21 protein-coding genes are annotated in these 23,069 nt (G+C 63.3%); 6 read left to right on the forward strand and 15 right to left on the reverse strand.

The window, feature by feature from the left end; translation table 11 throughout:
• Nucleotides 1-19: 19 nt before the first annotated feature.
• The 9 genes from XalbCFBP2523_RS03645 to XalbCFBP2523_RS03685 all read right to left on the reverse strand — a co-directional run bounded on the left by XalbCFBP2523_RS03645 (nt 20) and on the right by XalbCFBP2523_RS03685 (nt 6,962).
• Nucleotides 20-529, reverse strand: a complete 510-nt coding sequence (locus XalbCFBP2523_RS03645) for a dihydrofolate reductase (RefSeq protein WP_012917237.1) — start codon at nt 527-529, stop codon at nt 20-22.
• Nucleotides 517-867 carry a hypothetical protein gene (locus tag XalbCFBP2523_RS03650; RefSeq protein WP_045757027.1) on the reverse strand — a complete coding sequence of 117 codons (351 nt, stop codon included), beginning with the start codon at nt 865-867 and terminating at the stop codon, nt 517-519. Before XalbCFBP2523_RS03650 ends, XalbCFBP2523_RS03645 begins: the two co-directional genes overlap by 13 nt.
• A complete protein-coding gene (locus tag XalbCFBP2523_RS03655; RefSeq protein WP_012917238.1) occupies nt 864-1,658 on the reverse strand; it encodes a thymidylate synthase in 795 nt (264 codons plus the stop codon). Before XalbCFBP2523_RS03655 ends, XalbCFBP2523_RS03650 begins: the two co-directional genes overlap by 4 nt.
• Nucleotides 1,655-2,533 carry a prolipoprotein diacylglyceryl transferase gene (gene lgt / locus XalbCFBP2523_RS03660; RefSeq protein ID WP_045766315.1) on the reverse strand — a complete coding sequence of 293 codons (879 nt, stop codon included), beginning with the start codon at nt 2,531-2,533 and terminating at the stop codon, nt 1,655-1,657. The genes XalbCFBP2523_RS03655 and lgt overlap by 4 nt, the downstream gene beginning before the upstream one ends.
• A 166-nt stretch (nt 2,534-2,699) precedes the next feature.
• Entirely contained in the window at nt 2,700-3,449 is a 750-nt protein-coding gene (locus XalbCFBP2523_RS03665) for a TerC family protein (protein ID WP_045766316.1), read from the reverse strand.
• A gap of 39 nt (nt 3,450-3,488) precedes the next feature.
• Nucleotides 3,489-3,869 carry a diacylglycerol kinase gene (locus XalbCFBP2523_RS03670; RefSeq protein WP_012917241.1) on the reverse strand — a complete coding sequence of 127 codons (381 nt, stop codon included), beginning with the start codon at nt 3,867-3,869 and terminating at the stop codon, nt 3,489-3,491.
• 235 nt (nt 3,870-4,104) lie between these two features.
• Nucleotides 4,105-5,385, reverse strand: coding sequence for a sensor histidine kinase (locus XalbCFBP2523_RS03675; RefSeq protein WP_045766825.1), 1,281 nt, complete (start codon nt 5,383-5,385; stop codon nt 4,105-4,107).
• Nucleotides 5,386-5,493: 108 nt separating this feature from the next.
• The gene (locus tag XalbCFBP2523_RS03680; protein ID WP_012917243.1) at nt 5,494-6,207 is read right to left on the reverse strand and encodes a response regulator transcription factor; all 714 of its coding nucleotides are present in this window, start codon (nt 6,205-6,207) and stop codon (nt 5,494-5,496) included.
• A 95-nt stretch (nt 6,208-6,302) separates the two neighbouring features.
• Nucleotides 6,303-6,962, reverse strand: a complete 660-nt coding sequence (locus tag XalbCFBP2523_RS03685) for an arylesterase (protein ID WP_045766826.1) — start codon at nt 6,960-6,962, stop codon at nt 6,303-6,305.
• A 128-nt stretch (nt 6,963-7,090) separates the two neighbouring features.
• Between XalbCFBP2523_RS03685 and XalbCFBP2523_RS03690 the strand changes: the two genes are divergently transcribed.
• Both XalbCFBP2523_RS03690 and XalbCFBP2523_RS03695 read left to right on the forward strand, forming a co-directional pair.
• Entirely contained in the window at nt 7,091-7,693 is a 603-nt protein-coding gene (locus XalbCFBP2523_RS03690; RefSeq protein ID WP_045766827.1) for an ABC transporter ATP-binding protein, read from the forward strand.
• On the forward strand, nt 7,690-10,173 hold the full coding sequence (locus XalbCFBP2523_RS03695; RefSeq protein ID WP_045766317.1) for an ABC transporter permease: 2,484 nt from the start codon (nt 7,690-7,692) through the stop codon (nt 10,171-10,173). The genes XalbCFBP2523_RS03690 and XalbCFBP2523_RS03695 overlap by 4 nt, the downstream gene beginning before the upstream one ends.
• Before the next feature lie 45 nt (nt 10,174-10,218).
• Here XalbCFBP2523_RS03695 and XalbCFBP2523_RS03700 read toward each other — a convergent pair whose 3' ends face one another.
• From XalbCFBP2523_RS03700 to XalbCFBP2523_RS03715, 4 genes are all read right to left on the reverse strand, one after another.
• Nucleotides 10,219-11,154, reverse strand: a complete 936-nt coding sequence (locus XalbCFBP2523_RS03700; RefSeq protein ID WP_045766318.1) for a DUF6607 family protein — start codon at nt 11,152-11,154, stop codon at nt 10,219-10,221.
• Nucleotides 11,155-11,255: 101 nt separating this feature from the next.
• On the reverse strand, nt 11,256-13,454 hold the full coding sequence (locus XalbCFBP2523_RS03705; RefSeq protein WP_045766319.1) for a TonB-dependent hemoglobin/transferrin/lactoferrin family receptor: 2,199 nt from the start codon (nt 13,452-13,454) through the stop codon (nt 11,256-11,258).
• Nucleotides 13,455-13,595: 141 nt separating this feature from the next.
• Nucleotides 13,596-13,796 carry a hemin uptake protein HemP gene (gene hemP, locus XalbCFBP2523_RS03710; RefSeq protein WP_012917249.1) on the reverse strand — a complete coding sequence of 67 codons (201 nt, stop codon included), beginning with the start codon at nt 13,794-13,796 and terminating at the stop codon, nt 13,596-13,598.
• Between the two features lie 180 nt (nt 13,797-13,976).
• Nucleotides 13,977-14,948 (reverse strand): aldo/keto reductase, encoded by a 972-nt coding sequence (locus XalbCFBP2523_RS03715; protein WP_045766320.1) that lies wholly within the window; start codon nt 14,946-14,948, stop codon nt 13,977-13,979.
• Between the two features lie 193 nt (nt 14,949-15,141).
• Between XalbCFBP2523_RS03715 and XalbCFBP2523_RS03720 the strand changes: the two genes are divergently transcribed.
• The gene (locus XalbCFBP2523_RS03720; RefSeq protein WP_045766321.1) at nt 15,142-16,440 is read left to right on the forward strand and encodes a NupC/NupG family nucleoside CNT transporter; all 1,299 of its coding nucleotides are present in this window, start codon (nt 15,142-15,144) and stop codon (nt 16,438-16,440) included.
• A 63-nt stretch (nt 16,441-16,503) separates the two neighbouring features.
• Nucleotides 16,504-17,457: a ribokinase gene (locus XalbCFBP2523_RS03725; RefSeq protein WP_045766322.1), complete on the forward strand. Its 954-nt coding sequence runs from the start codon at nt 16,504-16,506 to the stop codon at nt 17,455-17,457.
• A gap of 354 nt (nt 17,458-17,811) precedes the next feature.
• Here XalbCFBP2523_RS03725 and XalbCFBP2523_RS16805 read toward each other — a convergent pair whose 3' ends face one another.
• Nucleotides 17,812-18,237, reverse strand: a complete 426-nt coding sequence (locus XalbCFBP2523_RS16805; RefSeq protein ID WP_146084028.1) for a hypothetical protein — start codon at nt 18,235-18,237, stop codon at nt 17,812-17,814.
• Between the two features lie 209 nt (nt 18,238-18,446).
• On the opposite strand from XalbCFBP2523_RS16805, the gene XalbCFBP2523_RS03735 reads away from it, so the two are divergent.
• On the forward strand, nt 18,447-20,810 hold the full coding sequence (locus XalbCFBP2523_RS03735; protein ID WP_045766324.1) for a glycoside hydrolase family 98 domain-containing protein: 2,364 nt from the start codon (nt 18,447-18,449) through the stop codon (nt 20,808-20,810).
• A gap of 91 nt (nt 20,811-20,901) precedes the next feature.
• Nucleotides 20,902-21,900, forward strand: a complete 999-nt coding sequence (gene dusB, locus XalbCFBP2523_RS03740; protein WP_012917255.1) for a tRNA dihydrouridine synthase DusB — start codon at nt 20,902-20,904, stop codon at nt 21,898-21,900.
• A 96-nt stretch (nt 21,901-21,996) separates the two neighbouring features.
• On the opposite strand, the gene XalbCFBP2523_RS03745 is transcribed toward dusB, so the two are convergent.
• On the reverse strand, nt 21,997-22,800 hold the full coding sequence (locus XalbCFBP2523_RS03745; RefSeq protein ID WP_045766325.1) for a UDP-2,3-diacylglucosamine diphosphatase: 804 nt from the start codon (nt 22,798-22,800) through the stop codon (nt 21,997-21,999).
• Between the last annotated feature and the right edge of the window lie 269 nt (nt 22,801-23,069).

Raw genomic sequence — 23,069 nt, forward strand, 5'->3', positions numbered from 1 at the left:
GCTTCGCACAGCTGGGCGCCTACACGGCGCTCGGTCGGCGCTGGTAGTCGACGAACTCGAACGCCAAGGCGTGGCGGGCATCGACCGGATGCGGTTGCCGTGCCAGCACCTCCCACTGCGCCGGGTCGAACGCAGGGAAATGTGCGTCGGCGCCATCGACCAGCGTATCGACATGGGTCAGGTACAGCCGTCCGGCCAGCGGCAGCGTCATGGCGAAAATATCGCCACCGCCGATGACCGCCAGTTCCGTGGCACCGGCATCCCGGACCGCATCGAGCGCCGCCCGCAACGACGCCACAGGCTGCATGTCCGCGAACGGCACATGTCCCGATCGAGTCATGACCAGATTCAATCGCCCCGGCAGTGCGCGCCCCAGCGACTGCGCGGTCTTGCGCCCCATCAGCACTGGCTTGCCCAGAGTCAACGCTTTGAAGCGCTTCAAATCGTCCGGTAGCCGCCACGGCAGGTCGTTGTCGCGACCGATGGCATTGGCCTTGTCGATCGCCGCGAACAGCGTCAACGCGACCATGAACGCGCGCCCCGACTACTCCTGGAAACCCGATCGACTTCGTCGTAGTACCTGGCTGCAACCTTGCGCACCATCTCAATGAAGATCAAGACCAAGAAATAAAAAGCCAAGAAAAGAGAAGACTGGAAAGGATGGGCGGAAACTGCCAAAAGCATTCCTTCCAGTGTCAACTGCTGACCGGGGAAGAGCATCATCCTGGCAATTCCCAGGAGCGGCAGCACCAACAGGCCACTGATCAGACTGACCGATACACCAGTGGCGACCGCCATTAGGTGATCTGCGAACTTTTCCTGCGCAAAAACCGAGCGCCCGGCGCGCGGTGACTTGCCGGCACTCATACCGCTACCGGCGCTTTGATCGCCGGATGCGGATCGTAGCCTTCGATCGCGATGTCGTCGTAAGTGAAGGCAAACAGATCGGTGACTGCCGGATTCAGACGCAACCTCGGCAACGGCCGCGGCGTGCGCGCCAACTGCTCGCGCGCCTGCGCGAAGTGGTTGGAATACAAATGCGCATCCCCCAGTGTATGCACGAAATCGCCCACGCCCAGGCCAGTGGCCTGCGCCACCATGTGCGTGAGCAACGCATAGCTGGCGATATTGAACGGCACGCCGAGGAAAATATCGCCGCTGCGCTGGTACAACTGGCAACTGAGTTTGCCGTCGACCACGTAGAACTGGAACAAGCTGTGGCACGGCATCAACGCCATCTGCGGCAGCTCGGCCACATTCCAGGCACTAACCACCAGTCGGCGCGAATCCGGATTACGCTTGATCTCGTCCACCAGCCACTGCATCTGGTCGATCTCGCGACCGTCGGCACCGGCCCAGCGCCGCCACTGCTTGCCGTACACCGGGCCGAGTTCGCCCTGCGCATCGGCCCACTCGTCCCAGATGCTGACCTTATTGTCCTTGAGGTAGGCGATGTTGGTCTCGCCTTTCAGGAACCACAGCAACTCATGCACGATCGAACGCAGATGCAGCTTTTTGGTGGTGACCAGGGGAAAGCCCGCATTGAGATCGAAGCGCATCTGCCAACCGAACACGCTGCGCGTACCGGTTCCGGTGCGGTCGGACTTCTCCGCGCCATGTGTGAGCACATGACGCAACAACTCCAGATACGGGGTCATTTGGCAACCTCCATCGGCGGCACTGGCTGCAGTACTGGTGCGCTACGCGAGCGCCACAACAAGAATAGACCGAACAGAATCAGTGGCGTACTCAAGATCTGCCCCATGGTCAACCAGTGAAACGCCAGATAGCCGATCGGTGCATCCGGCACGCGCACGAACTCCACCGCGAAACGGAATACGCCGTATAAAAGCGCGAACAGGCCAGACACGGCGTAACGCGCACGCGGCTTCATCGAGAATGTCCACAACACCGCGAACATCGCCAGACCTTCCAACGCCGCCTCATAGAGCTGCGAGGGATGCCGTGCGAACTTGTCCAACGCGCCGGCGGCGTATTGCGCCTGAATCTGTGCCATCGGCCAATACTGCAGTTCCGGCGCACGCGGAAAGATCACCCCCCAGCCCGCGTCGGTGAACTTGCCCCACAACTCGCCGCCGACGAAGTTACCGATGCGACCGAATCCCAGCCCCAGCGGAACCAAGGGGGCGATGAAATCCATGGTGTCGAAGAAATGCAGGCGCGCCTTGCGCGTCCACCACGCCGAGGCGACCAGTACGCCGATCAGGCCACCGTGGAAGCTCATGCCACCATCCCATACCTTGAACACCAACAACGGATCGGCAAGGACATCGTGCAACGCGTAGAACAGCATGTAGCCGATGCGTCCGCCCAGCACCACGCCGAGCATCGCGTAGAACAGCAGGTCGGAGAACCCGTCCGCATCCGTGCCCGGCAGGCGCCCGGCACGGATCCGGCTGCGTCCCAGCCACCAAGCCGATACGAACCCGGCCAGGTACATCAAACCATACCAGTGCACTTTCACCGGGCCGAGCGAGAAAGCGATGGGATCGATCTGGTGGAGATAGGTCATAGGGAGACGTGAGCCGGGAGGCAAAGATTGCCTATTCTGCCACCGACACCGCATCGCCATTGGCATCGACACAGACCGCTTCATCTGCGGGCAGGTCACAGCGCAGCCGCTCACCCACCGCGAGCAGGTATCTCACATCGTCCGCATTCAGCGGGGATTGCCCGACTCAGCGCTTGCCGGCGCCCCGCACCTCGTGCGCAGCGGCATGCCGACGCATCAGCAGATTCAACCATTCCACCAGCACAGAGAACCCCATCGCCGCATAGATATAGGGCTTGGGTACGTGCACGTCCAAGCCGTCCAGGATCAGCACCACGCCGATCATCAGGATGAAGGCCAACGCCAGCATCTTCACCGTCGGGTTGGCATCGATGAAGCGGCCCAACGGATTGGCCGCCAGTAGCATCACCGCCACCGCGAGCAACACCGCGGCGATCATCACCGGAATGTGCTGCGCCATGCCCACTGCGGTAATCACCGAATCCAGCGAGAACACGATGTCGATCACCGCGATCTGCGCGATCACCATCCAGAACACAGCGGACACCTTGCCGGTGCCGGGATCGGCCTCCTCGCTACCGACGATCAACTCGCGGATCTCCATACTTCCCTTCACCAGCAGGAACAGGCCGCCGAGGATCAATACCAGGTCGCGGATCGAAATGCCCATGCCGGCAACGCTGAACAGTTCGCCCTGCATCCGCGCCAGGAACGCCAACGACACCAGCAACGCGATGCGGGTCAGGCACGCCAACGCGATGCCGAACCTGCGCGCACCCGGACGCTGGGCCTGCGGCAACTTGCCCACCGCAATGGAGATGAACACCAGGTTGTCGATGCCCAGCACGATTTCCAACGCGCTCAACGTCAGCAGCGTGACCCAGGTGTTGGGATCGGCGAGGAATTCAAGGGCCATGCGGGCACATCCTTTGACGATGGAGAAGACCGGGAAGAATCACAGCATGCGCGGCAGCAGGATCAACCCCCAGCACAGCACCGCATTGCCCAACATCAGGAACACCGCCGCCGAGCCCATGTCCTTGGCCCGACCGGCCAGTTCGTGATGTTCCGGACCGTAGCGCTCGATCACCGCCTCGATCGCGGAATTGAGCAACTCCACCGCCAGCACCAGCAGCAGCGAGCCGATCATCAAGATCTGCTGCACCGGCCCCTGCCCCAACCACAGCGCCAATGGCGCCAGCAGCACGCACAGGCACACTTCCAGGCGGAACGAGGACTCATGCAGCCAAGCCGCACGCAAGCCCTGCAACGACCAGCGCGTCGCCATCAGCATACGACGCGGTCCACGCGGCACGTGCCCGAATTGGTCGGCCATGGCTCAGCGCAGCCCTGCGCAATGCGGATGCAACGACGAAGGCCGGAGGAGAACGGTCATGGGCAATGGCGAAGCCGGGTACGCGCCGATTTTGCCATAAGCCGCGCTCCTGCGCCGAGCGCATGGTGGATTTCCCCGCCTGCGGCAGCTGCAGCATGATCTTCCATTCGCGAATAAGCTGCGGTTGATCGTGTGCCATCAACGCTGGAACCGCAACGACCGTCGGACGCAGCGCTCACTTGGCCGGATCGAAACACACCGTGGCGGTGATGCCACCGCCCTCGGCGCTTTCCAGCCCGACCCGCCAGCCAAAGCGGTCACACAACCGATGCACAATCGACAAGCCAAGCCCAGTTCCCTGCGGCCGATCTGACTCGGCGCGGAAGAATGGCTCGAAGGCACGCTGCAACGCGTCGTCTGACATACCGATGCCGGTATCGCGGATGCTGATCCGGTCTTCTGCGACCTCCACTTCGATGCGACCGGCATCGGTGTAGCTGCAAGCGTTGCGCAGCAGGTTGCTCATGACCACGTGCAACACCCGTGGCGGCGCATGCAAGCGCACAGGGGCAAGCACACGCACGCTCAGCGCAACCGGCTTGCCGCTCAGCAACTCGCGCGCATTCTCGAGCTCGTATTCGATCACGTCGGCGACCTCGAAGGTCTCGCTCTGCGGCACAACATCCGCTTCGCGCGCCAGGATCAAAAATGCATCGATCACCGCTTCCATGTCGCGCCCGGCGCGCTGAATGCGTTGCAAGCTGCGGTTCAAGCGTGGCGGCAAGTCGGGATCGGTCATCGCGATGTCGGTGGCGACGCGGATCACCGTCAGCGGCGTACGCAATTCGTGGCTCGCGTCGCGGGTGAAATTGTGCTCGCGCGCGACATGCTCCGTGACGCGTTGCGCCAGCGCATGCAGCGCCAGGGCCAATTGCCGCGACTCGCCCTGTACCTCGGCCGGCAGATTTTCCGGCGCCAACTCGGCGGCGACCGGATAACGCGGATCCCATTGCGAGACATGACGCGCCAGCCAGATCACTGGCGACAGCAAACGCCGGGAGGCACGCCAGGTCAGCCAGGCAAACAGCAACACCGCGACCAGGATCAACACAACCGGCACGACCCCGAACCAGAATATGAGGCGTTGCACTTGCGCACGCATGAACACCAGATACAGGCGTCCGGCCGGCGTCTGGTCGACCAACACAATTTCGCCGCCGGGACGATTCACCTGCATACCAGGCGCCAAGGTGCGCAAGCTGGCCGGCACACCAATGTCCGACTGCCCGGGTGGCACCAGATAACCGCGCAGGCTATGGCTGTTCGGCGGCGGCTGTTGCGGCAGTTGCGCGCGCAACTGCCAGTAATGGCGTGCTTCCTCGTGCAGGATCGAGCCGACCAACGAATACTGCACAATCACCACCACCAGATAACTGGCGAGCGCGAGGACACAGCCCGCGAACAGGACGCGGGCGATCAGGGGCAAGCGGAATTTACGCGATAAACTGTGCGGCATTGCAGCGTCCATGATCGTTGCCGCGATTATAGAAAGAGTGATCGTGAGCCCTTCGTGCAAGCGGCCCCATCCACTGGGGCCGCTTGCACGCCACGATCAGCCGCAGGCTCAACTCATCGGTTGGGCGATGTCGGCGATGCGGTAGCCGGCACTCTGCACGGTGTGCAGCAGCGGGCGGTCGAAGGGTTTGTCGATGATTTTGCGCAGGTTGTACAGATGACTGCGCAGCGTGTCCGAATCGGGCAAACCATTGCCCCAGATCTCACGCTCAATCTCTTGGCGTGTGACCACACGCGGCGATTCGCGCATCAAAATGGTCAGCAGGCGCAGGCCAATCGGCGACAACTGCAATTCGCTACCGGCGCGGGTGGCACGCATGCTCACTGGATCCAGCACCAGATCCGCCACTTTCAGCACTTCCGCACCGACCTGACGACGCTCGCGACGGATCAACGCGCGCAAGCGCGCCTCCAATTCCTGGATGGCGAACGGCTTGGTCAGGTAATCGTCTGCACCAAAGCCAAGACCGGTAAGTTTATCGTCGAGCGTATCGCGCGCGGTCAGCATCAGCACCGGGGTGGACTTGCGCGCATCGTTGCGCAAGCGGCGACACACCTCGATGCCGTCCAGACGCGGCAGCATCAGATCCAGCACGACCACGTCGTAGCTGTTCTCCGCCGCAAGGCGGTAGCCATCCAAACCATCGCAGGCGTAATCCACTTCGAATCCGCGCCCTTCTAAATACTCACCGATCATCTCGGAAATGTTGCGGTTGTCCTCAACGACCAAGACAAGCCCTGATGTTTCCTTGTTCTGACGCATAACCCCATCCCCTATTCTTCAGCTTTGTGAAACATGATCGATGCGAGGTGGTGACAGTGTGAAGATCGTTGCGATTCATTCGGAATTGAAAAAATTTACTTATTAATCAATGGCTTGAGTTTTGACCATACGTTATCCAGAACCTTCGACTGAGCGGCGGCGGTGGGATGCAAGCCATCGTCCTGCATCAGCGTCGGATGCAGTGCCACCCCCTCCAGCAGGAACGGCAACAGCCCGGTCCGGTACTGTGCGGCCAGATCGGCGTAGACCGCGCGCAGCCGCTGGCGATACGCCGGCCCATAGTTCGGCGGTACATCGATGCCCAGCAGCAAGACCTTCGCGCCGGCACGACGGCTCAACACGATCATTCGCTCCAAGTTGGCGCGTAATTCTGCGGGCGCGAGGCCGCGCAGCGCGTCGTTGCCACCGAGTTCGATGACCACCACCGAGGGCTGATGCTTCTGCAGCAGGGCCGGCAATCTGGTCAACGCACCGGAGGAGGTCTCGCCACTGATACTTGCATTGACCACCACTGGCGCTGTCCGCAGTTGCTGATGCATGCGCTTGTCCAGCAGCGCCACCCAACCGGATTCGACCGGGATATTGTGCGCGGCGCTTAGGCTGTCGCCCACCACCAGCACCGGTCCCGTGGCATCTTTGGCACAGGCGATGATGGGCAGTAACACACACCATGCCAGCCACAGCCATGCACTATGCATCCAGGCCAACCTCCTTCTCGTCGCATCGCCACGCATCATTCGGAGATTCCCTCATCGACAGTCAGACCCCCACTCCCCGCACCGGCATCGCCATCGATGTGCGCGATGTCAGCAAATCCGTCAGCGGACCGGAGGGCACGGTCCACATTCTCGACAAGGTCGGATTGACCATCGGTGAAGGCGACAGTGTCGCCATCGTCGGTGCGTCCGGCTCCGGCAAGACGACCCTGCTCGGCCTGCTCGCCGGTCTGGATCTGCCCACGCGCGGCGACATTCTGCTCGCTGGGCAGCCCCTCAACGCTCTCGACGAGGAAGCGCGGGCCGCGCTGCGCGCACGCGCGGTCGGCTTCGTGTTCCAGAGTTTCCACCTGCTACCGTCGCTGACGGCGGCGGAAAATATCGCGCTGCCGCTGGAACTGGCCGGACGCGAAGAGCCGGTACGGGTCCGCGAGGTGCTGGAGGCGGTTGGCCTGAGCGCGCGCGCCAAACACTATCCACGGCAGTTGTCCGGCGGCGAGCAGCAGCGCGTGGCGCTGGCGCGCGCGTTCGTGGCGCGGCCGCGGATTCTGTTCGCCGATGAACCCACCGGCAGCCTCGACCAAGCCACCGGACAGCAGATCAGCGACCTACTGTTCGCGCTCAACGCCAGCAACGACACCACGCTGGTGCTGGTGACCCACGACCTGCGCCTGGCGCAGCGCTGCGCGCATCGCTACCGGCTCGACGGTGGCCGCTTGCGCGTCGCCGACACGGCGCCCGGCGCATGAACCTGCTGCGCCATGCCACACGCGCCCTACGTCGCGAGTTGTTCGCCGGCGACCTGCTGACCGTGTTCGCCGCCCTGGTGTTGGGGGTAGCGGTGATGACCGCAGTCGGCACACTGGTCGACCGCGTCACCCTGGCACTGACCGCAAGCGCGGCGGAGGTGATCGGCGGCGATCTCGGGGTCAGCGGACGCCAGGACATTCCCGCCGCTTTCGCCCAGGAGGCGCAGCGCCGTGGCCTGCGTAGCACCCGGGTGGTCAGCTTCCCGAGCGTGCTGTTCCATGGCGACGCCAGCCAGATGGCCACCATCAAGGCAGTGAGCGACGGTTATCCCTTGCGCGGGGAACTGCGGGTGGCGCGCGAGCGCGCCAGTACCGATAGCGAAACCGCCGGACCGCCTCCGCGCGGCCAGGCCTATGCAGATCCGCGCCTGCTCGATGCACTGGGCCTGCGGCTCGGGGATGCGCTGGAATTGGGTGCCGGCAGCGTGCGCGTCACCCGGGTTTTGCGCGCCGAACCGGACGCTTCCGGCGAGTTGATGCAACTGTCGCCGCCACTGCTGGTGAACCGTGCCGACATCGATGCCACCGGCCTACTCGGCCCCGGCAGCCGCGCCTCCTACCGGTTGATGTTCATCGGCCCTGCGAAGGAGATCGCCGCCCTGCGTGCATGGCTGGCACCGCGCGCCAAGGCATTGCGCCTGATCGGGATCGAAGACAGCCAGCGCGGCATACGCGGCACCTTCGACCGCGCCGGACGCTTCCTGGCGCTAACGGCATTGCTGGCGGTGCTATTGGCCGGCGTCGCCACGGCGCTGGCCGCCAACCGTTTCGCGCTGCAGCGCATCGACAGCGTGGCGATACTCCGCTGCCTGGGCGCGCGCCAGCGCGACATTCTCGGCGCATTGGCACTGCAATTGCTGCTGCTGGCGATTCCGGCCTGCGCGCTCGGCGTGGGTCTGGGCATGCTGACACAACTCGGTTTGGTCGCAGCACTGGGCAACCTGATCCCCGACCGGCTGCCGCTGCCGCACGCGGCACCGGCACTGAGCGGCGCCGGCATCGGCCTGTTGCTATTGCTCGGCTTCGGCCTGCCGCCGCTGTTGCGCTTACGCGGCGTGCCGCCGATGCGCGTGCTCAACCGTAGCTTCGCCGCCCTGCCGCCAACCTCGCTGCTGGTCTATAGCGCCGCCCTGGTCGCCACCGTGGTGCTGGCGGTCTACGCCACCGGCGACGGCGCGCTGGCGGCATGGGTCCTGGGCGGACTGAGCCTGTTGGCGACGCTCGCTGCCTTGCTCGGCAGCGTGCTGCTGGCGTTACTGCGGCGATTGCAGTCGCGCCTGCGTGGTCCCTGGAAACTGGGCCTGGCAGCGCTGACCCGACGCCGCGCATTGAGCGTGGTGCAATTGGTGGGCCTGTCGCTGTCGTTGTGCGCCTTGCTGTTGCTGGCGGTGATCGGACCCGGCCTGCTCGGACAATGGCGTGAGCGCTTGCCAGCGAACACACCGAATTATTTCCTGATGAACATCCAGCCCGAACAAGCTGGGCCAGTACTCGCCACCTTGCGTGGACTCGGCATCGCCGATCCGACGGCGGAGCCATTGAGCACCGGCAAACTGGTGGCGATCAACGGCAAGCCACCACGACGCCACACGCAAGGGCCAGACGACGACGGCGATACCGCCGACCGTCCGATCAACTTCTCCTGGCGACACCAGTTCCCACCCGCCAACCGTTTGTTGTCAGGCCGCTTTTGGAGCGCGAGCAGCACTGCGGCCGAGGCATCGGTGGAAGAAGCCTGGGCGCGGCGCTACGACCTGCGACTCGGCGATCGCATCACCTTGTTGCTCGGCGAGCAGCAGCGCAGCTTCACGGTGACCAGCGTGCGCAAGGCCGACTGGGATTCGTTCCGAGCCAACTTCTTCCTGCTGCTCAACGCCGGTGCGGTGCAGGATGCGCCGTACAACCTGATCTGCGCGTTCCATCTGCCACGCACCTCCGCAGTCAAACTGAGCATCCTCAGCCGCACATACCCGAACGTGTCGTTACTGGACATCGATGCAATCCTGCAACGGGTGCGGGAAGTCATCGATCGCGTGGCGCAGGCCGTGCAAGTGGTCATGGGTTTCAGCCTGCTGGCTGGCACCTTGGTGCTGCTGTCAGCATTGCAAGCGACCGCTGGCGAGCGCCGCTACGACAGCGCGGTATTGCGCACGCTGGGTGCACGCCGTGGGCAACTGCGCGGCGCGGTCCTGGTGGAATTCGGTGCACTCGGCCTGATCGCCGCGCTCCTGGCGGTCGGCGCGGCGGCGATCATCGGCGTGGTGGTCGCCCGGCAAGCCTTCGAGCTGACCCTGACGCCGCCATGGCCAGCACTGCTGCTTGGCGGCCTCGGCGGTGTGGCATTGAGCCTGCTCGCCGGCTGGTCGGGGACGTGGCGCATCTTGCGCACGCCGCCGGCGTTGGCACTACGCGAGCAGTGAACGCGACCGGCGCCGACACCGTGGGCGCTGACGCCGGGTGTGCGCTCAGCGCGTGGTCGGCGCGGGTTCCACCCATTGCGCGAACACCGCATCGATCTGCGCATCGGTCACCGGTTTGCCCTGCTGCACGGTCTCGGCCTGCGCGAACAGCGGCACGATCATCGCCATGCCATCGCGCCCGGTTTTCAGATGCACGCCGGGCCCGGTGCCGAGCCATTTGTCCCAACGCGCGCGCACCCTGGCCCAGTAGTCCCGCGTCGCCTTCCAGTAGGCATAGGCCGGCGCGAAATCGACGTCCTTTGTCTTGACGTAATCATTGAAGCCAAACTCGCGCGCAATGTCGTGCTGGCTTCCGTCCGGCATGCGCCTGACTTTGGTGTTGAACTGTTCGTGGGTCCAGCCAGCCGGGGTCAGCGTGTGACGGTTGACCACCATCAGCGCACTGTAGTCGCTGCGTTTGGTGTATTCGCGGCGCGGCAAGGGGCGCCAACTCAGATCGCTGGTCCAGGTCGGATGGCCGTCTGCATAGTCCCAGCGCCCGGTGCCGCAGTAGCGTGGCGCATCGCTGACCTCGTACACGCACTGGGTCCACGCACCGCGCGTCGCCGCTGCGGCGAGTGGGCGCACCTGCCAAGTCTGCTCGGCGCTGAATTCGAAGCGCTGCGACGCTTCGTAGATCCATTCCTGGCGCCAGTGCTTGGTCACGTGACCGCTCTTGGTGTCTACCAGCAGATGTTGCAATACCACCTTGCGCGGGCTGTCCTCGACCACGACCACCAGTTCGTCGCCACCGCTGCGCTGCGGCGGCGCGCGCTTGTAACCGGGTTGCAGCAACACTGTCTCGTCGAAGGCAAAATTTACTGTGTATTCGCCCTGCATCGCCAGGATGCAGGCACGGTCGCGCACCGGCGCGGCGTCCTCGGCGTGGGCGGGAACGGTGCTGACAAGCAGCAGGAGCGGGAGCGGATACGTTGCGTTCATCGTATGGTGTGTGGTCGGGTCGTGGTGGAGGAAGAGAAAACGCGCCGGTCACAGGCGCAGCCGCTGCCAGTGCCAGGGAACGAGGCCGTATGCATCCCCCGCTACCAATCCAACGCTAGGCTGATCGACAGGTTGCGCCCGGCCCCGGTGTAACGATCCAGCACGGTGCTGTTAGCCAACGTTGCGCTGGGCAGCATGTCCCAGTCGATGTAGCGGCGATCCGTCACGTTGAACACGCCGACATTGAGCCGCGCGCCGGGCGTGATGGCCCAGTGCGCGAGCAAGTCCAGCGTCGCGTAGCCTGACGGCGTGTAGTAGGTCGGCGACTGCGGCCGGTGCTTCTTCGCCACAACAGTGCCGACAAGTTGCGCGCCCCAAGCATCGCGCTCGTACGCCAACCCAAGCACGCCGCGCAGCGGCTCCACCGAGTTGAGCGGCGCGTCGTCGGTCTTGTTGTCGCCGCGTGCATAGGCGGCGCTGGCACGCAGCGACCAGCCAACCCAGCGCGGATCGAAAGCGCCGGCATCGATCCCGGCCTTGGCTTCCACACCGTCGATTGCGACGCGATCAACATTGCGCGACTGGTACAACATCAGGCCATCGGCATTAAAGCCGACGAAACTGTATGACTGGATAAAGTTGCGATAGTCGTTGCGATAGCCGCTCAGACCGAAATAGCCGACATCGCTGACATAACGCACGCCCAGTTCGATGCCCTTGCTCGTCTCCGGCTTCAGGTCCGGATTGGCGATCGCGGTATAACCGACCATCAGATTAGTGAAGCCGATATTGACATCGTTATAGGGCGGTGCACGAAAGCCATGCGCGTAATCGGCGAACACCGACCAGGCATCGTCCAGGCGCCAGACTGCACCGAGCTTAGGCGAGACGTTGGTTGTACCTATTTTCTTCACCGCCACTGCGGGATTACCGGTCGCGAAGATCGTATCCATCTGTGGTGAAAGCCGATAATAGTCCGCGCGCAGCGCCGGAATCAGACTGAAACGGCCATCGGCCAGACGCATTTCATCCTGCATGTAGGCGCCGGCCTTGAGCGTCGTGGTCATCGGGAAATCGCGCACAGGGAGCGTCTCTATGCCCACGGTCTTGCTGATGGCGCCGGTGCGCAAGTTCTGCGTCTGGCCGTCGCGCTCTTCGCGCGTATCGGTCTGCAACAGGTCGATGCCGTAGCTGATGTCGTGCACAATGCTGCCGCGATCCACCTGCTTGTGCAGGTTGGCCTGCAGCCCGGACATGCGCTGATCGAAATCGTGTTGCATGTGCCGCAGCGTACCGTTGCTGCGGTGTTCGTCGGTGCGCTGCAGGCTCCGGCTGTCCTGGCGATACAACTGCCACTGCAGATCGTCGACGAACGCGCGATCGAGCTGTTCGGCCTCGTGGGCCAGCGACACCCGCACGCGGGTCTGGTGATCGCGTCCGCGTTGGGACAGGATGTTGGCACCGACATTGCTCAGCGCATCGATCCGCGCATTGTCCTCGTTGGCGTCCACGGTCAGCTTGAACCGCTGATTGGCGCTGGGCCTATACACCAGTTTGCCGAGCAGACTGCGGCCGTCGCGATCGAGCGGATTGGGCGCGGTGCGCGCGGCGCCAATGCTGCGATTGCCGCCCTGATTCTCGCTTTCCTGGCCCTGGCGGTGGCTGACTGTGACCAGGCCGCTCCAGCGCTCACCGCCTTCGGCAAGCAACGCGCTGGCGAAGACCCCCTTCCACTCGCTTTCGTAACCGGATTTCAGCCAAACGTCGTGATCCTTGTCCGCTGCCAGGTAGTCGGCCGGATCCTTGGTGACGTAGGCGACCACGCCGCCGAGCGCATCCGAACCATACAACGCGCTGGCCGGGCCACGCACGATCTCCACCCGCTTGAGCATCTCCATGTCCACGCCATTGCGGTTGGCGTTGAGATAACTGCCGAAGCTGAAGCTGTCCGAGACCGGGACGCCGTCGGTCAGGATCAACACCCGATTTCCATCCAGGCCACGAATGCGGATGCCGCCGATGCCGCTGAAGCGACCACTGTTGACGGTCGCGGACACGCCCGGGGTGTAACGCAGCAGATCCTTCAGGTCATGCACCATTGTCTGGTCCATTTGCTCGCGGTCGATCACATCGATGCTGCCCGGCACGTCCACGATCGCGCGCTGGGTGCGCGTGGCCGTGACTTGCAGGCGGTCCAAGTCGCGCGGGGTCGCATTCACCGCGGCGGAATCGGAAGCGGCGTGCGCATCGCCATTGAGAGCCAGCCATAGCGCGCTGGTTAGCGCAACGGTACGGAACATGACGTCATCGGTTTCGCAAAGGGCTTGCGCCAACGCGGCACAAGGCCGCGCGGTGCAACGTAGAGAGGAGGAGAGGAAGATCGCGGCTGCGTAGCCGACGCGATGGACGCAGAGAAGACGTCCAACGCAGCCGGACGGACATCACTTGGTCAGAATGAGTTTGTCGTTACTGGTATGACGCAGGCGATAGATGCGGTCGCCGTGCTGGATCAGCACTTCACGGCGGCCGTTGAGCAGCGACTGGCTCGTGACAGGTGCGTCGACTGGCATCGCGCGCGACAGCACACGTTCGGGCAGGCTCAGGATCTCGGGACGACGTAGCAAAACGGGTTGGGCGGTCATAGTCGAACTCCTTCCAAAGGGTCGATCCAATGATAATGATTCTCAGTTGCTAATCAAGATCCATCCTCATTAAAATAATTCAAATTAAAAATCGAAATCTCAATTTTGAAAGTTAAAGCAAATTGAATCGCCAGCATTCGCGCTCGGACGGGCGCAAGGCGCCCCCCCCCATGCCCATGCTCACTCCAGGGCAGCCTCGACCCTCTCCCACAACGCCGCATCCTCGCGTCCGGCCCAGTCCAGCGCACTGAAATTTTCCAGCAATTGCGCGACCCGGCTGGCGCCGAGGATCACCGTGGACACATGCGGGTGACGCAAACACCAGGCAATCGCCAACACCGCCGGGGCCACGCCCTCGGCGGCGGCCAGCGCGGTGAAGGCGCGCGCGCGCGCGACCCGGCGCTGCGCCGGCGGTCCGATCACTTCCTGTTGCAACCAAGCGTTGCGGTCCTGCCCCAGCCGCGAGGCCGGATCGATCCCATCGTTGTACTTGCCTGTCAGCAACCCCGAAGCCAACGGCGACCAGATCGTGGTGCCCAGACCGAGTTCGGCATAGAGCGGCGCGTACTCTTGCTCCACGCGCTGACGATGCAGCAGGTTGTACTGCGGCTGCTCCATCGACGGCGCGTGCAAGCCAAGCGCGCGCGCCACCTGCGCCGCTTCGCGGATGCGCTCGGCCGGCCATTCGGAGGTGCCCCAATACAACACCTTGCCCTGCCGGATCAACGCGTCCATCGCGCGCACGGTTTCCTCAACCGGGGTGTCCAGATCGGGGCGGTGACAGTAGTACAGGTCCAGATAATCCACCCGCAGACGTTTGAGCGCGGCATGGCAGGCGTCAGTGATGTGCTTGCGCGATAAGCCGCGCTGAGTCGGACGCGGCGTCTCGACTGCACCGAAGTAGACCTTGCTGGACACACAGTAACCATCGCGGGGCAGGCGCAGGTCGGCGATCACATCACCCATCACCTGTTCGGCGCGACCGTGCGCGTAAACCTCGGCGTTATCGAAAAAATTGACCCCGTGATCCCAGGCGGCGGCGATCAAATCGCGTGCTTCGTCGCGGCCTGCCTCTCCGCCGAAGTTAATCCAGGCACCGAACGACAGCGCCGACAGCTGCAACCCCGTACTACCAAGACGACGGTAAAGCATGGCAATTCCTCCTGCGATGTCGGCCCCTTATACGGCCGGTGGACGGTTGCACAGTCTAGAGCGATCGACATCGAAATGAGTGCCAAGCCAGTTGAAGCGCGTTGCGACAAGGCGTGCGCTGAAAACAACGCGCCTTGCCGCCTGTGCCACCCTGCACTAGGCTTCCCTCCTTTGTGCGGGCCAGGGGACGCAGATGGTCGAGGGTTTGGGAAGGGTCGGCTTCGGCCTGTTCGGACTGGCGGTGCTGATCGGAATCACCTGGCTGTTCTCCAACAACCGCCACGCGGTGGATTGGAAGCTGGTGACGACCGGTTTGATCCTGCAGATCGGCTTCGCTGCATTGGTGCTGCTAGTGCCCGGCGGGCGCGACGTGTTCGACTGGCTGGGCCGTGGATTCGTGAAGGTGCTGAGCTTCGTCAACGATGGCTCCAGCTTCATCTTCGGCACCCTGCTGGATAGCAAAACCTACGGCTTCATCTTCGCTTTCCAAGTGCTGCCGACCATCATCTTTTTCTCCGCGTTGATGGGCGTGCTGTACCACCTAGGCGTGATGCAGACGCTGGTCAGGCTGATGGCCTGGGCGATCACCAACGTGATGCGCGTGTCCGGTGCAGAAACCACCAGCGTCTGCGCCAGCGTCTTCATCGGCCAGACCGAAGCGCCGCTGACGGTACGTCCGTACATTGCGAAGATGACCGAATCGGAATTACTGACGATGATGATCGGCGGCATGGCGCACATCGCCGGCGGCGTGTTGGCCGCCTACGTGGGCATGCTCGGCGGCGGCGATCCGGTCGAGCAGGCGTTCTACGCCAAGCACCTGCTGGCGGCAAGCATCATGGCCGCGCCGGCCACCCTGGTCGTCGCCAAACTGCTGGTCCCGGAAACCGCGACGCCGCTGACCCACGGCACGGTCAAGATAGCGGTAGAGAAAACCACCAGTAACGTGATCGACGCCGCTGCCGCCGGTGCCGGCGACGGTTTGCGCCTGGCGCTGAACATCGGAGCGATGCTGCTGGCCTTCATCGCGTTGATCGCGCTAATCAATGCGCCGCTGACCTGGTTCGGCGACGTCACCGGGCTGGCCCGGACAATCGGCCACCCAACCGACCTATCCACCCTCTTCGGCTACGCGCTGGCACCCATTGCCTGGGTCATCGGCACCCCGTGGGCGGATGCGACCACCGTCGGTTCGCTGATCGGGCAGAAGGTGGTCATCAACGAATTCGTGGCCTACACGCAATTGTCGAAGATCGTGACAGGCCAGATCCCCGGCATGCACCTAAGCGACGAAGGCCGGCTGATCGCCACCTACGCGCTGTGCGGATTCGCCAACTTCAGTTCCATTGCGATCCAGATCGGCGGCATCGGCGGCCTGGCCCCAGAACGCCGCCACGATCTGGCACGCTTCGGCCTGCGTGCCGTACTCGGCGGCTCGATTGCCACCTTCATGACCGCCACCATCGCCGGCGTGCTATCGCACTTTGCCTGAGCCGGATCTACGCACCACTCCCCCGTTCTTTGTTCCAGTTCCAATCGAGAAACAGCCATGTCTATGCGTTCGGTCATCGTCGTCGGTTCGTTCAATGTTGACCATGTGTGGCGCTGCGAAAGCCTGCCGGCGCCGGGCGCGACCATCACCGGGCACTACAGCACCGGCCCCGGCGGTAAAGGTTTCAACCAGGCAGTCGCCGCGGCCCGTGCCGGCGCGCACACCAGTTTCGTCTGCGCACTGGGCAATGACACCGGCGGTACAATGGCACGCGCACTGGCCGCGCAAGACGGTATCGCCCTGGTCGCCGAGGTCAGCAGCGAACCGACCGGCACCGGCGGCATCTACGTCGATGGACACGGCCACAACACCATCGTCGTCGGCCCTGGCGCCAACGCCGCGCTGCGCCTGGACTTCGTACACGCACAGCGCGCGCTACTGGGATCGGCGCGGGTGCTGCTGGCGCAGTTGGAGTCGCCCATCGAGACCATCGAAGGCACCATGGCCCTGGCGCGCGAGGCCGGTCTGACCACGGTACTCAACGCCGCACCGGCGAATGCACAGACCAGTATCGGCTTGCTCAATCTGGCCGACGTCCTCACCCCCAACGAAACCGAGTCCGCCGCCCTGCTCGCGCGCCACGTCGGCGAACGCGTGGACGCCGACGCCGTCGCCGCCACCGACGGCGGCAGCTTGCACGCACTGTGCCGCAAACTGCTGCCGGACGGCACCGTCGTGGTGACACTGGGTGCAGTCGGCGCCTTCATCTCACACCCCGAGGAACACCTGCGCGGCGACACCCAGGCCTATTACCGCATCGGTGCCGAGGCCGCGCATACCGTGGATACCACCGGCGCTGGTGACGCATTCAACGGTGCCCTCGCTGCCTCGTTGGCGCAGGTGTCGCAGGCCGCTTTCGCCACCCATGTGCGCTTCGCCAACCACTACGCGGCCCGCTCGACCGAGGCGGCGGGTGCCTGCGCATCCATGCCTCACATAACGCCGGACGTCGGCTGACCCGCCGCAGACGACCACTTCAACCAAGCAGCGAACAGCTGCGCAAGCAACTGGACGCGGCACTCGTCCCAGGAACACCAAGGCTTCGCTGACTTCGAGGACATGGCGCATCCACCTGGACGCATGCGGGATGCGCCACGATGAGCATAAATCTCAATCGTGCCACCACGCAGGTTCAGTCCGTTGGATGACAGATCAGTATTGATCTTCGAATGCGGCGCGCGCCGTGCTACGTCGTGCTCAACGCCATCCCGGCATCTGCGCCTGCTGGGCTTGCAACTGTTGCTGTTGCGCCTGGGATGCGGCGTTCTTGATTACCTCGGGGTAATCGAATTTCCGCACCTCCTACATCGTCTACTGCATGCTCAAGCACGGTTGAATGAGATCGAGAATGGCGGGACCAACCGCAAAAGCCGAATTGATATACAAAACCAACTTGTCACCATTGCGATTGCTGAAGATGTTGCCGAAATCGCGCGGCCCGCAAATACCATTCTGGTAACGCGCAGCAGCGGCTTGAACGAGCAATGCCGGCGAGACGCCTTTCGGAAGCGCACCCTTCAAGATGAGAGACAGCACGTGCGGTGGATCGCGCGGGTCGGTGAGCGGCATGGAGACCTGAGAGGCCACCGCGTGCGACGCAGGCTCCGCGGGGACGGAGCGTTGATCGATTGCGTCGACACGAACACGCCTGAAACGACAACCATCATCGCCATGCTTGCACCGCATGCGACCTTCATCCATCGCACAAACTGCAAGACGACACACGGCCAGTGCCATCTGGCAATCAGATAACATGTGATACTTGACACCTCTTGTGGTCGTCTGCGTAAACACAGGCGTGCAGCGTGTACGCGTTCCCAATTGCAGCTGTGCGTGCTTGCTAGAGTATAGGTTCACGGCGCCAATCCTCCCGTCGTGTCGCACGCTGCGACCGCCCTCGGTGTGTTTGGCCAGGCCGTCTTTCTCTCCGCAGACGGAAACCTCCGATGAAGATGCCACGAGAATTGCATAAATGCGCGCTACCGTGCGCGTTGTTGAGCATGCTGTTGAGCGCATGCGGCGGCGATGAAGACGCACATAGCGCGGCCAACACCTCACCGCAGATAGCCTCGGCAACACCCACCGTGTGGTCGGCGACCACGCGGACGCCGACCACGGCAACCGTACCGCGCCAGATCGTCAGCCAGACCGATAACAGCACTACGCTGCGCCGGCCACTCTCGCCAAGCCAACCGATGTTCCTGATCCATGCCGACAGCTGGAACGCGGCTGACGCGCAGAAAATCATCGACCTGATCCCAGCCGATCTGCGGCCGTATACCGTGCTGCTGATTTCCCTGTCCATCTACCATAAAGGTGCCACCGGCAACCAATGCAACTGGCTGCAAGTGGAGGATGGTATCGAGACCGCACGTTCCTGGATCAAGACCGCCGCCGCCAATGGCGTGTGGGCGATGATCCAGCCATCCAGCGGCGGCTTCAGCCATTTTCCCGACTATCCACCGGATACAGACTTGGAATCCACCGTCTACGGCGAGTTCTTCCGTGACTACCCGAATTTCATCGGCTTCAACTATGCCGAGCAGTTCTGGGGATTCGATCAGCCGTGTTCCGGCTCGGCCATCCAACGCTGGGAACACTGGGCGAACCTGCTCAAACTCACCAATAAATATGGTGGTTATCTGGCGGTGAGCTTCACCGGTGGATTCTGGGGCGCGAACCTCAATCCGTTGGCGATGGTCAAGCGCGACCAGAACCTGCGCAATGCGCTGAGCAACTACGCGCAGAACTTCATCATCGAAGAAAAATTCACCACCGATTACGGTTATCACGATATCGAGAGCGTGAGTCTGGGCATGTTCCTGTCTGGCTTCGCCGGCCATTACGGCATTCGACCCGATCGCAGCGGTTGGTACGACAGCAAGGGCGACGACAGCGACAACTATCCCGTGCAGGCCGGTTCGCCGCACCTGATCGAGCACCTGACATTCACTGGCGAAACCATGTTCGATGGTCCCGAGCAGATCCGATTGGATGCGGTGCATAACCTGCCGAATGCAACCACCGCCGATGGCTACATCAGTCGACGCTGGGAGTTCTATCCGCATTACCGCAATATCCAGTTGGACATCTACCGCAAGATCCTCGACGGCACGCTGCGCATCCTCAGCCGTCAGGAAGTGATCGACCGCTCCAAAGTAGTCATCGTCAACGACACCACCAGCGGCGACGACAGAAATCTGTATTCTTCGCCGGAGTCGCTCTTCACCGGGCTGTACCTGCTGGATGACGATGGCACCTATTTGAACCAGCACAGTTGGTACAAGAAAACCGGACGTTATCCGGCCATTCCCACCGTCTTCCAATTGACCGACGACACCGCCAAGTCGTTCAAGGTGCAAATCCCCAAGACCACCTACGCGACGCGCTGGCCCACGATCAACGACAAACTCAACGAACTCAACGCGCTGTTCCCGCAGGAGTACACCGGCACCCTCTATGCCGGGCGGCAGGACAACACCTGGGTGACCTACAACCCGTTCAAAACCAATCAGAGTGCGAGCGGCACCATCCCGCTGAAGTACAACAGCTGCGCGACGCTCAACCTGACCTATGGTCCCTACACCAGCGGCGTGATCAAGGAATTCTCGCAGACGCTGTCAATCTACCTCACCAACTTCGACTCCCCCAACGGCGCGTTGAAGACAGACACGATCGATATCGAAGGTGCCACTACCGCGCCAACCTTCACCTTCGCAGATCGCGGCGATCACCAGGCCAGCATCGTCACCAGCACCACGACAACCAACGGACTGACGCTGAACGTGGCGCACAACGGCCCCCTCGACATCACCGTGCAGTGCACCGGCACCGCCAATGCAGGCCAGACATCGCCGCAGATCGTCCCCTTGCAGCCACCGGATGCGCCACCCGCTTACACCGGGGTGCGGCAATACGAGGCGGAGAACTTCGATTTCCGCAACATTCGCAATCTGGTCGTCTACGGTGTGTCCGGACCGATACGCAACTACCAAGCGCTGGGCTATGTCGACTTCGGCACCAATTCCGCCGCCAGCATCCGCACCGACGTCAACGTCCCCAGCGCCGGCACGTATCAACTGCAAACGCGGTATTCGACCACCGGCGCAAGCATCGGCACCGTGGATCTGTACATCAACGGCGTCAAGGTCGGCACACCGACGTTCGCGCAGACCACCTCGGCCAGCGACTGGGCGACGCTGCAACAGCCGGTGACATTGAACGCCGGCAGTAACCGCGTCGAGTTCCGTGCCAACGCGGCAGCGCCGGCAGCGCTGTACCTGGACAACATCCGCCTCTCCTCCCAGTAAGGGAAGGGGGCAGGCCGCACCGCGGCCTGTTGGGAGTCAGCGCTGGCGGCCAACGAGGACATCTCCTTGGCCGCCCCGCTACACTAGGCATATGCGCATCGGCCCCTACACCATCGACCCCAAGGTGATCCTGGCGCCGATGGCCGGGGTCACCGACAAGCCGTTCCGGCTGCTGTGCAAACGCCTGGGAGCTGGCCTGGCGGTGTCGGAAATGACCCTCTCCGACCCACGCTTCTGGCAGACGCGCAAGTCGCTGCAACGCATGGACCACGCTGGCGAGCCGGACCCGATCAGCGTGCAGATCGCCGGCACGCAACCGCAGCAATTGGCGGACGCGGCGCGCTACAACGCCGACCACGGCGCACAACTGATCGACATCAACATGGGCTGTCCGGCGAAGAAAGTGTGCAATGCCTGGGCCGGCTCGGCGTTGATGCGCGACGAAGCACTAGTGGCGCGCATCCTCAGCGCAGTGGTCAAGGCATCACCCGTGCCGGTGACGCTGAAGATCCGTACCGGTTGGGACAGCGACCATCGCAACGGACCGACCATCGCCCGTATTGCCGAAGATTGCGGCATCGCCGCGCTGGCCGTGCATGGGCGCACGCGCGACCAACATTACAGCGGCCAGGCCGAGTACGCGACGATTGCGCAGATCAAGGCGATGCTGCGCATTCCGGTGATCGCCAACGGCGACATCGATTCACCGCACAAGGCCGCGCAGGTATTGGCGGCCACCGGTGCCGATGCGGTGATGATCGGCCGTGCCGCGCAAGGCCGCCCCTGGATCTTCGGCGAGATCGCGCATTACCTGGCCCACGGCGAAGTAAGCCCGGCGCCATCGTTGGCATTCGTGCGCGACACACTGCTCGGGCATTTGCACGCGCTGTACGCGTTCTACGGCGAAGCGCAAGGCGTGCGCATCGCGCGCAAGCATCTGGGCTGGTACGCCAAGGACCGGCCGGAGAACGCCGCCTTCCGCGCCGTGGTCAACCGCGCCGAAAGCGCACAGGCGCAATTGGCGCTGACCGCCGATTATTTCGATGCACTGATCGCCGGCGTACCGCCAGCCCTGTCCAACGCGGCTTGAACAACACCGGCAGGGAACAGCGCATGCGCATTCCACCATCCCGCATCTGCATGGCGAGTGCGAGTGCGAGTGCGAACAGTCATACCCGCGCTCGTGCTACGCCGCCTGCGACAGGAACAGCGGGCGCGGCGGCAGAGTCTGCAGCACCTCCCCGGTATGCGAGAGCAATTGCAAACGACCCTGATGGTCTTCGCTGAGCGCGGTAAGGCTCTCGACCCAGTCGCCATCGTTGGCGTACACCAGCCCATCGCGCTCGAACAGGCCGGCGCGATGCACATGACCGCAGATCACCCCATCCAGGCCACGGCGACGTGCGTCGTCCAGGCCCGCCGCGACGAAGCGCTCGATATAGCGCTCGGCGGCGCTGCTCTGCCGCTTCAGATAATCGGCCAGCGACCAGTAACGCATCCCGAAGCGACGGCGCACGCGGTTGGTCAACTGGTTACCGGTGAGAATGCGGTAGTACAGCCAATCACCGAACTTTTCCTGCAAACCACCGAACTGGGTCACGGCGTCGTAATCGTCGCCATGCACCACCAATAGCCGGCGTCCGTCGGCGGTCGCATGCACCGCACGTCGGCGCACCTGCATGGCCGGCAAGGCCAAACCGCAGAAACGACGGATCGGGCGGTCGTGATTGCCGGGCACGTAGATCAATTCGGTGCCGCTACGCGCCAACGCATGCAGCGCATCGACCACACGCTGATGGCCCACGCCCCAGACCGCGCGCCGCTGTGCCATCCACCAGAAATCGACAATATCGCCAACCAGATACACCTGGTTGCAACGCAGGCCGCCGAGAAAATCGGCCAGTTCGCTGGCATGGCAGTGCGGCGCGCCGAGATGCACATCGGAGACGAACACCGCGCGCCGTGGCGACAGGCGACTGATCGGATTCATGCGATGACCTCTGCTTCGCTGGGGAGACGTTCTCGGCAGCGCGCGCTGCTCACGGCGGATGCGCGCTGGGATCGCCTCTGCGGCTGCGTCCGGCCGCAGCCAAGATGGGAAAAGCATCGCTGAACACTGTGTTCCAGTCGGAGCACGGCACATCCCCATTGCTGACTTAGGCATAGCCTGGACGTCGGCAACGACAGCATTCTTGCAATCCGGCTACCGCATGATGACGCCACCGGCGCGCCCTACGAACGGTTAATCCCGCCCAACAT

The organism is Xanthomonas albilineans, assembly GCF_002939705.1.
In the GTDB taxonomy this organism is placed as follows: domain Bacteria; phylum Pseudomonadota; class Gammaproteobacteria; order Xanthomonadales; family Xanthomonadaceae; genus Xanthomonas_A; species Xanthomonas_A albilineans.

Coding starts and splice junctions, on each gene's coding strand:
- lgt (WP_045766315.1), bottom strand. CDS start 2,533: ATGACCTATCTCCACCAGATCGATCCCATCGCTTTCTCGCTCGGCCCG.
- XalbCFBP2523_RS03745 (WP_045766325.1), bottom strand. CDS start 22,800: ATGAATCCGATCAGTCGCCTGTCGCCACGGCGCGCGGTGTTCGTCTCC.
- XalbCFBP2523_RS03715 (WP_045766320.1), bottom strand. CDS start 14,948: ATGCTTTACCGTCGTCTTGGTAGTACGGGGTTGCAGCTGTCGGCGCTG.
- XalbCFBP2523_RS03650 (WP_045757027.1), bottom strand. CDS start 867: ATGAGTGCCGGCAAGTCACCGCGCGCCGGGCGCTCGGTTTTTGCGCAG.
- dusB (WP_012917255.1), top strand. CDS start 20,902: ATGCGCATCGGCCCCTACACCATCGACCCCAAGGTGATCCTGGCGCCG.
- XalbCFBP2523_RS03725 (WP_045766322.1), top strand. CDS start 16,504: ATGCGTTCGGTCATCGTCGTCGGTTCGTTCAATGTTGACCATGTGTGG.
- XalbCFBP2523_RS03685 (WP_045766826.1), bottom strand. CDS start 6,962: ATGCGTGGCGATGCGACGAGAAGGAGGTTGGCCTGGATGCATAGTGCA.
- XalbCFBP2523_RS03675 (WP_045766825.1), bottom strand. CDS start 5,385: ATGCCGCACAGTTTATCGCGTAAATTCCGCTTGCCCCTGATCGCCCGC.
- XalbCFBP2523_RS03655 (WP_012917238.1), bottom strand. CDS start 1,658: ATGACCCCGTATCTGGAGTTGTTGCGTCATGTGCTCACACATGGCGCG.
- XalbCFBP2523_RS03700 (WP_045766318.1), bottom strand. CDS start 11,154: ATGAACGCAACGTATCCGCTCCCGCTCCTGCTGCTTGTCAGCACCGTT.
- XalbCFBP2523_RS03645 (WP_012917237.1), bottom strand. CDS start 529: ATGGTCGCGTTGACGCTGTTCGCGGCGATCGACAAGGCCAATGCCATC.
- XalbCFBP2523_RS03670 (WP_012917241.1), bottom strand. CDS start 3,869: ATGGCCGACCAATTCGGGCACGTGCCGCGTGGACCGCGTCGTATGCTG.
- XalbCFBP2523_RS03735 (WP_045766324.1), top strand. CDS start 18,447: ATGAAGATGCCACGAGAATTGCATAAATGCGCGCTACCGTGCGCGTTG.
- XalbCFBP2523_RS03720 (WP_045766321.1), top strand. CDS start 15,142: ATGGTCGAGGGTTTGGGAAGGGTCGGCTTCGGCCTGTTCGGACTGGCG.
- XalbCFBP2523_RS03705 (WP_045766319.1), bottom strand. CDS start 13,454: ATGTTCCGTACCGTTGCGCTAACCAGCGCGCTATGGCTGGCTCTCAAT.
- XalbCFBP2523_RS03665 (WP_045766316.1), bottom strand. CDS start 3,449: ATGGCCCTTGAATTCCTCGCCGATCCCAACACCTGGGTCACGCTGCTG.
- XalbCFBP2523_RS03680 (WP_012917243.1), bottom strand. CDS start 6,207: ATGCGTCAGAACAAGGAAACATCAGGGCTTGTCTTGGTCGTTGAGGAC.
- hemP (WP_012917249.1), bottom strand. CDS start 13,796: ATGACCGCCCAACCCGTTTTGCTACGTCGTCCCGAGATCCTGAGCCTG.
- XalbCFBP2523_RS16805 (WP_146084028.1), bottom strand. CDS start 18,237: ATGGCACTGGCCGTGTGTCGTCTTGCAGTTTGTGCGATGGATGAAGGT.
- XalbCFBP2523_RS03695 (WP_045766317.1), top strand. CDS start 7,690: ATGAACCTGCTGCGCCATGCCACACGCGCCCTACGTCGCGAGTTGTTC.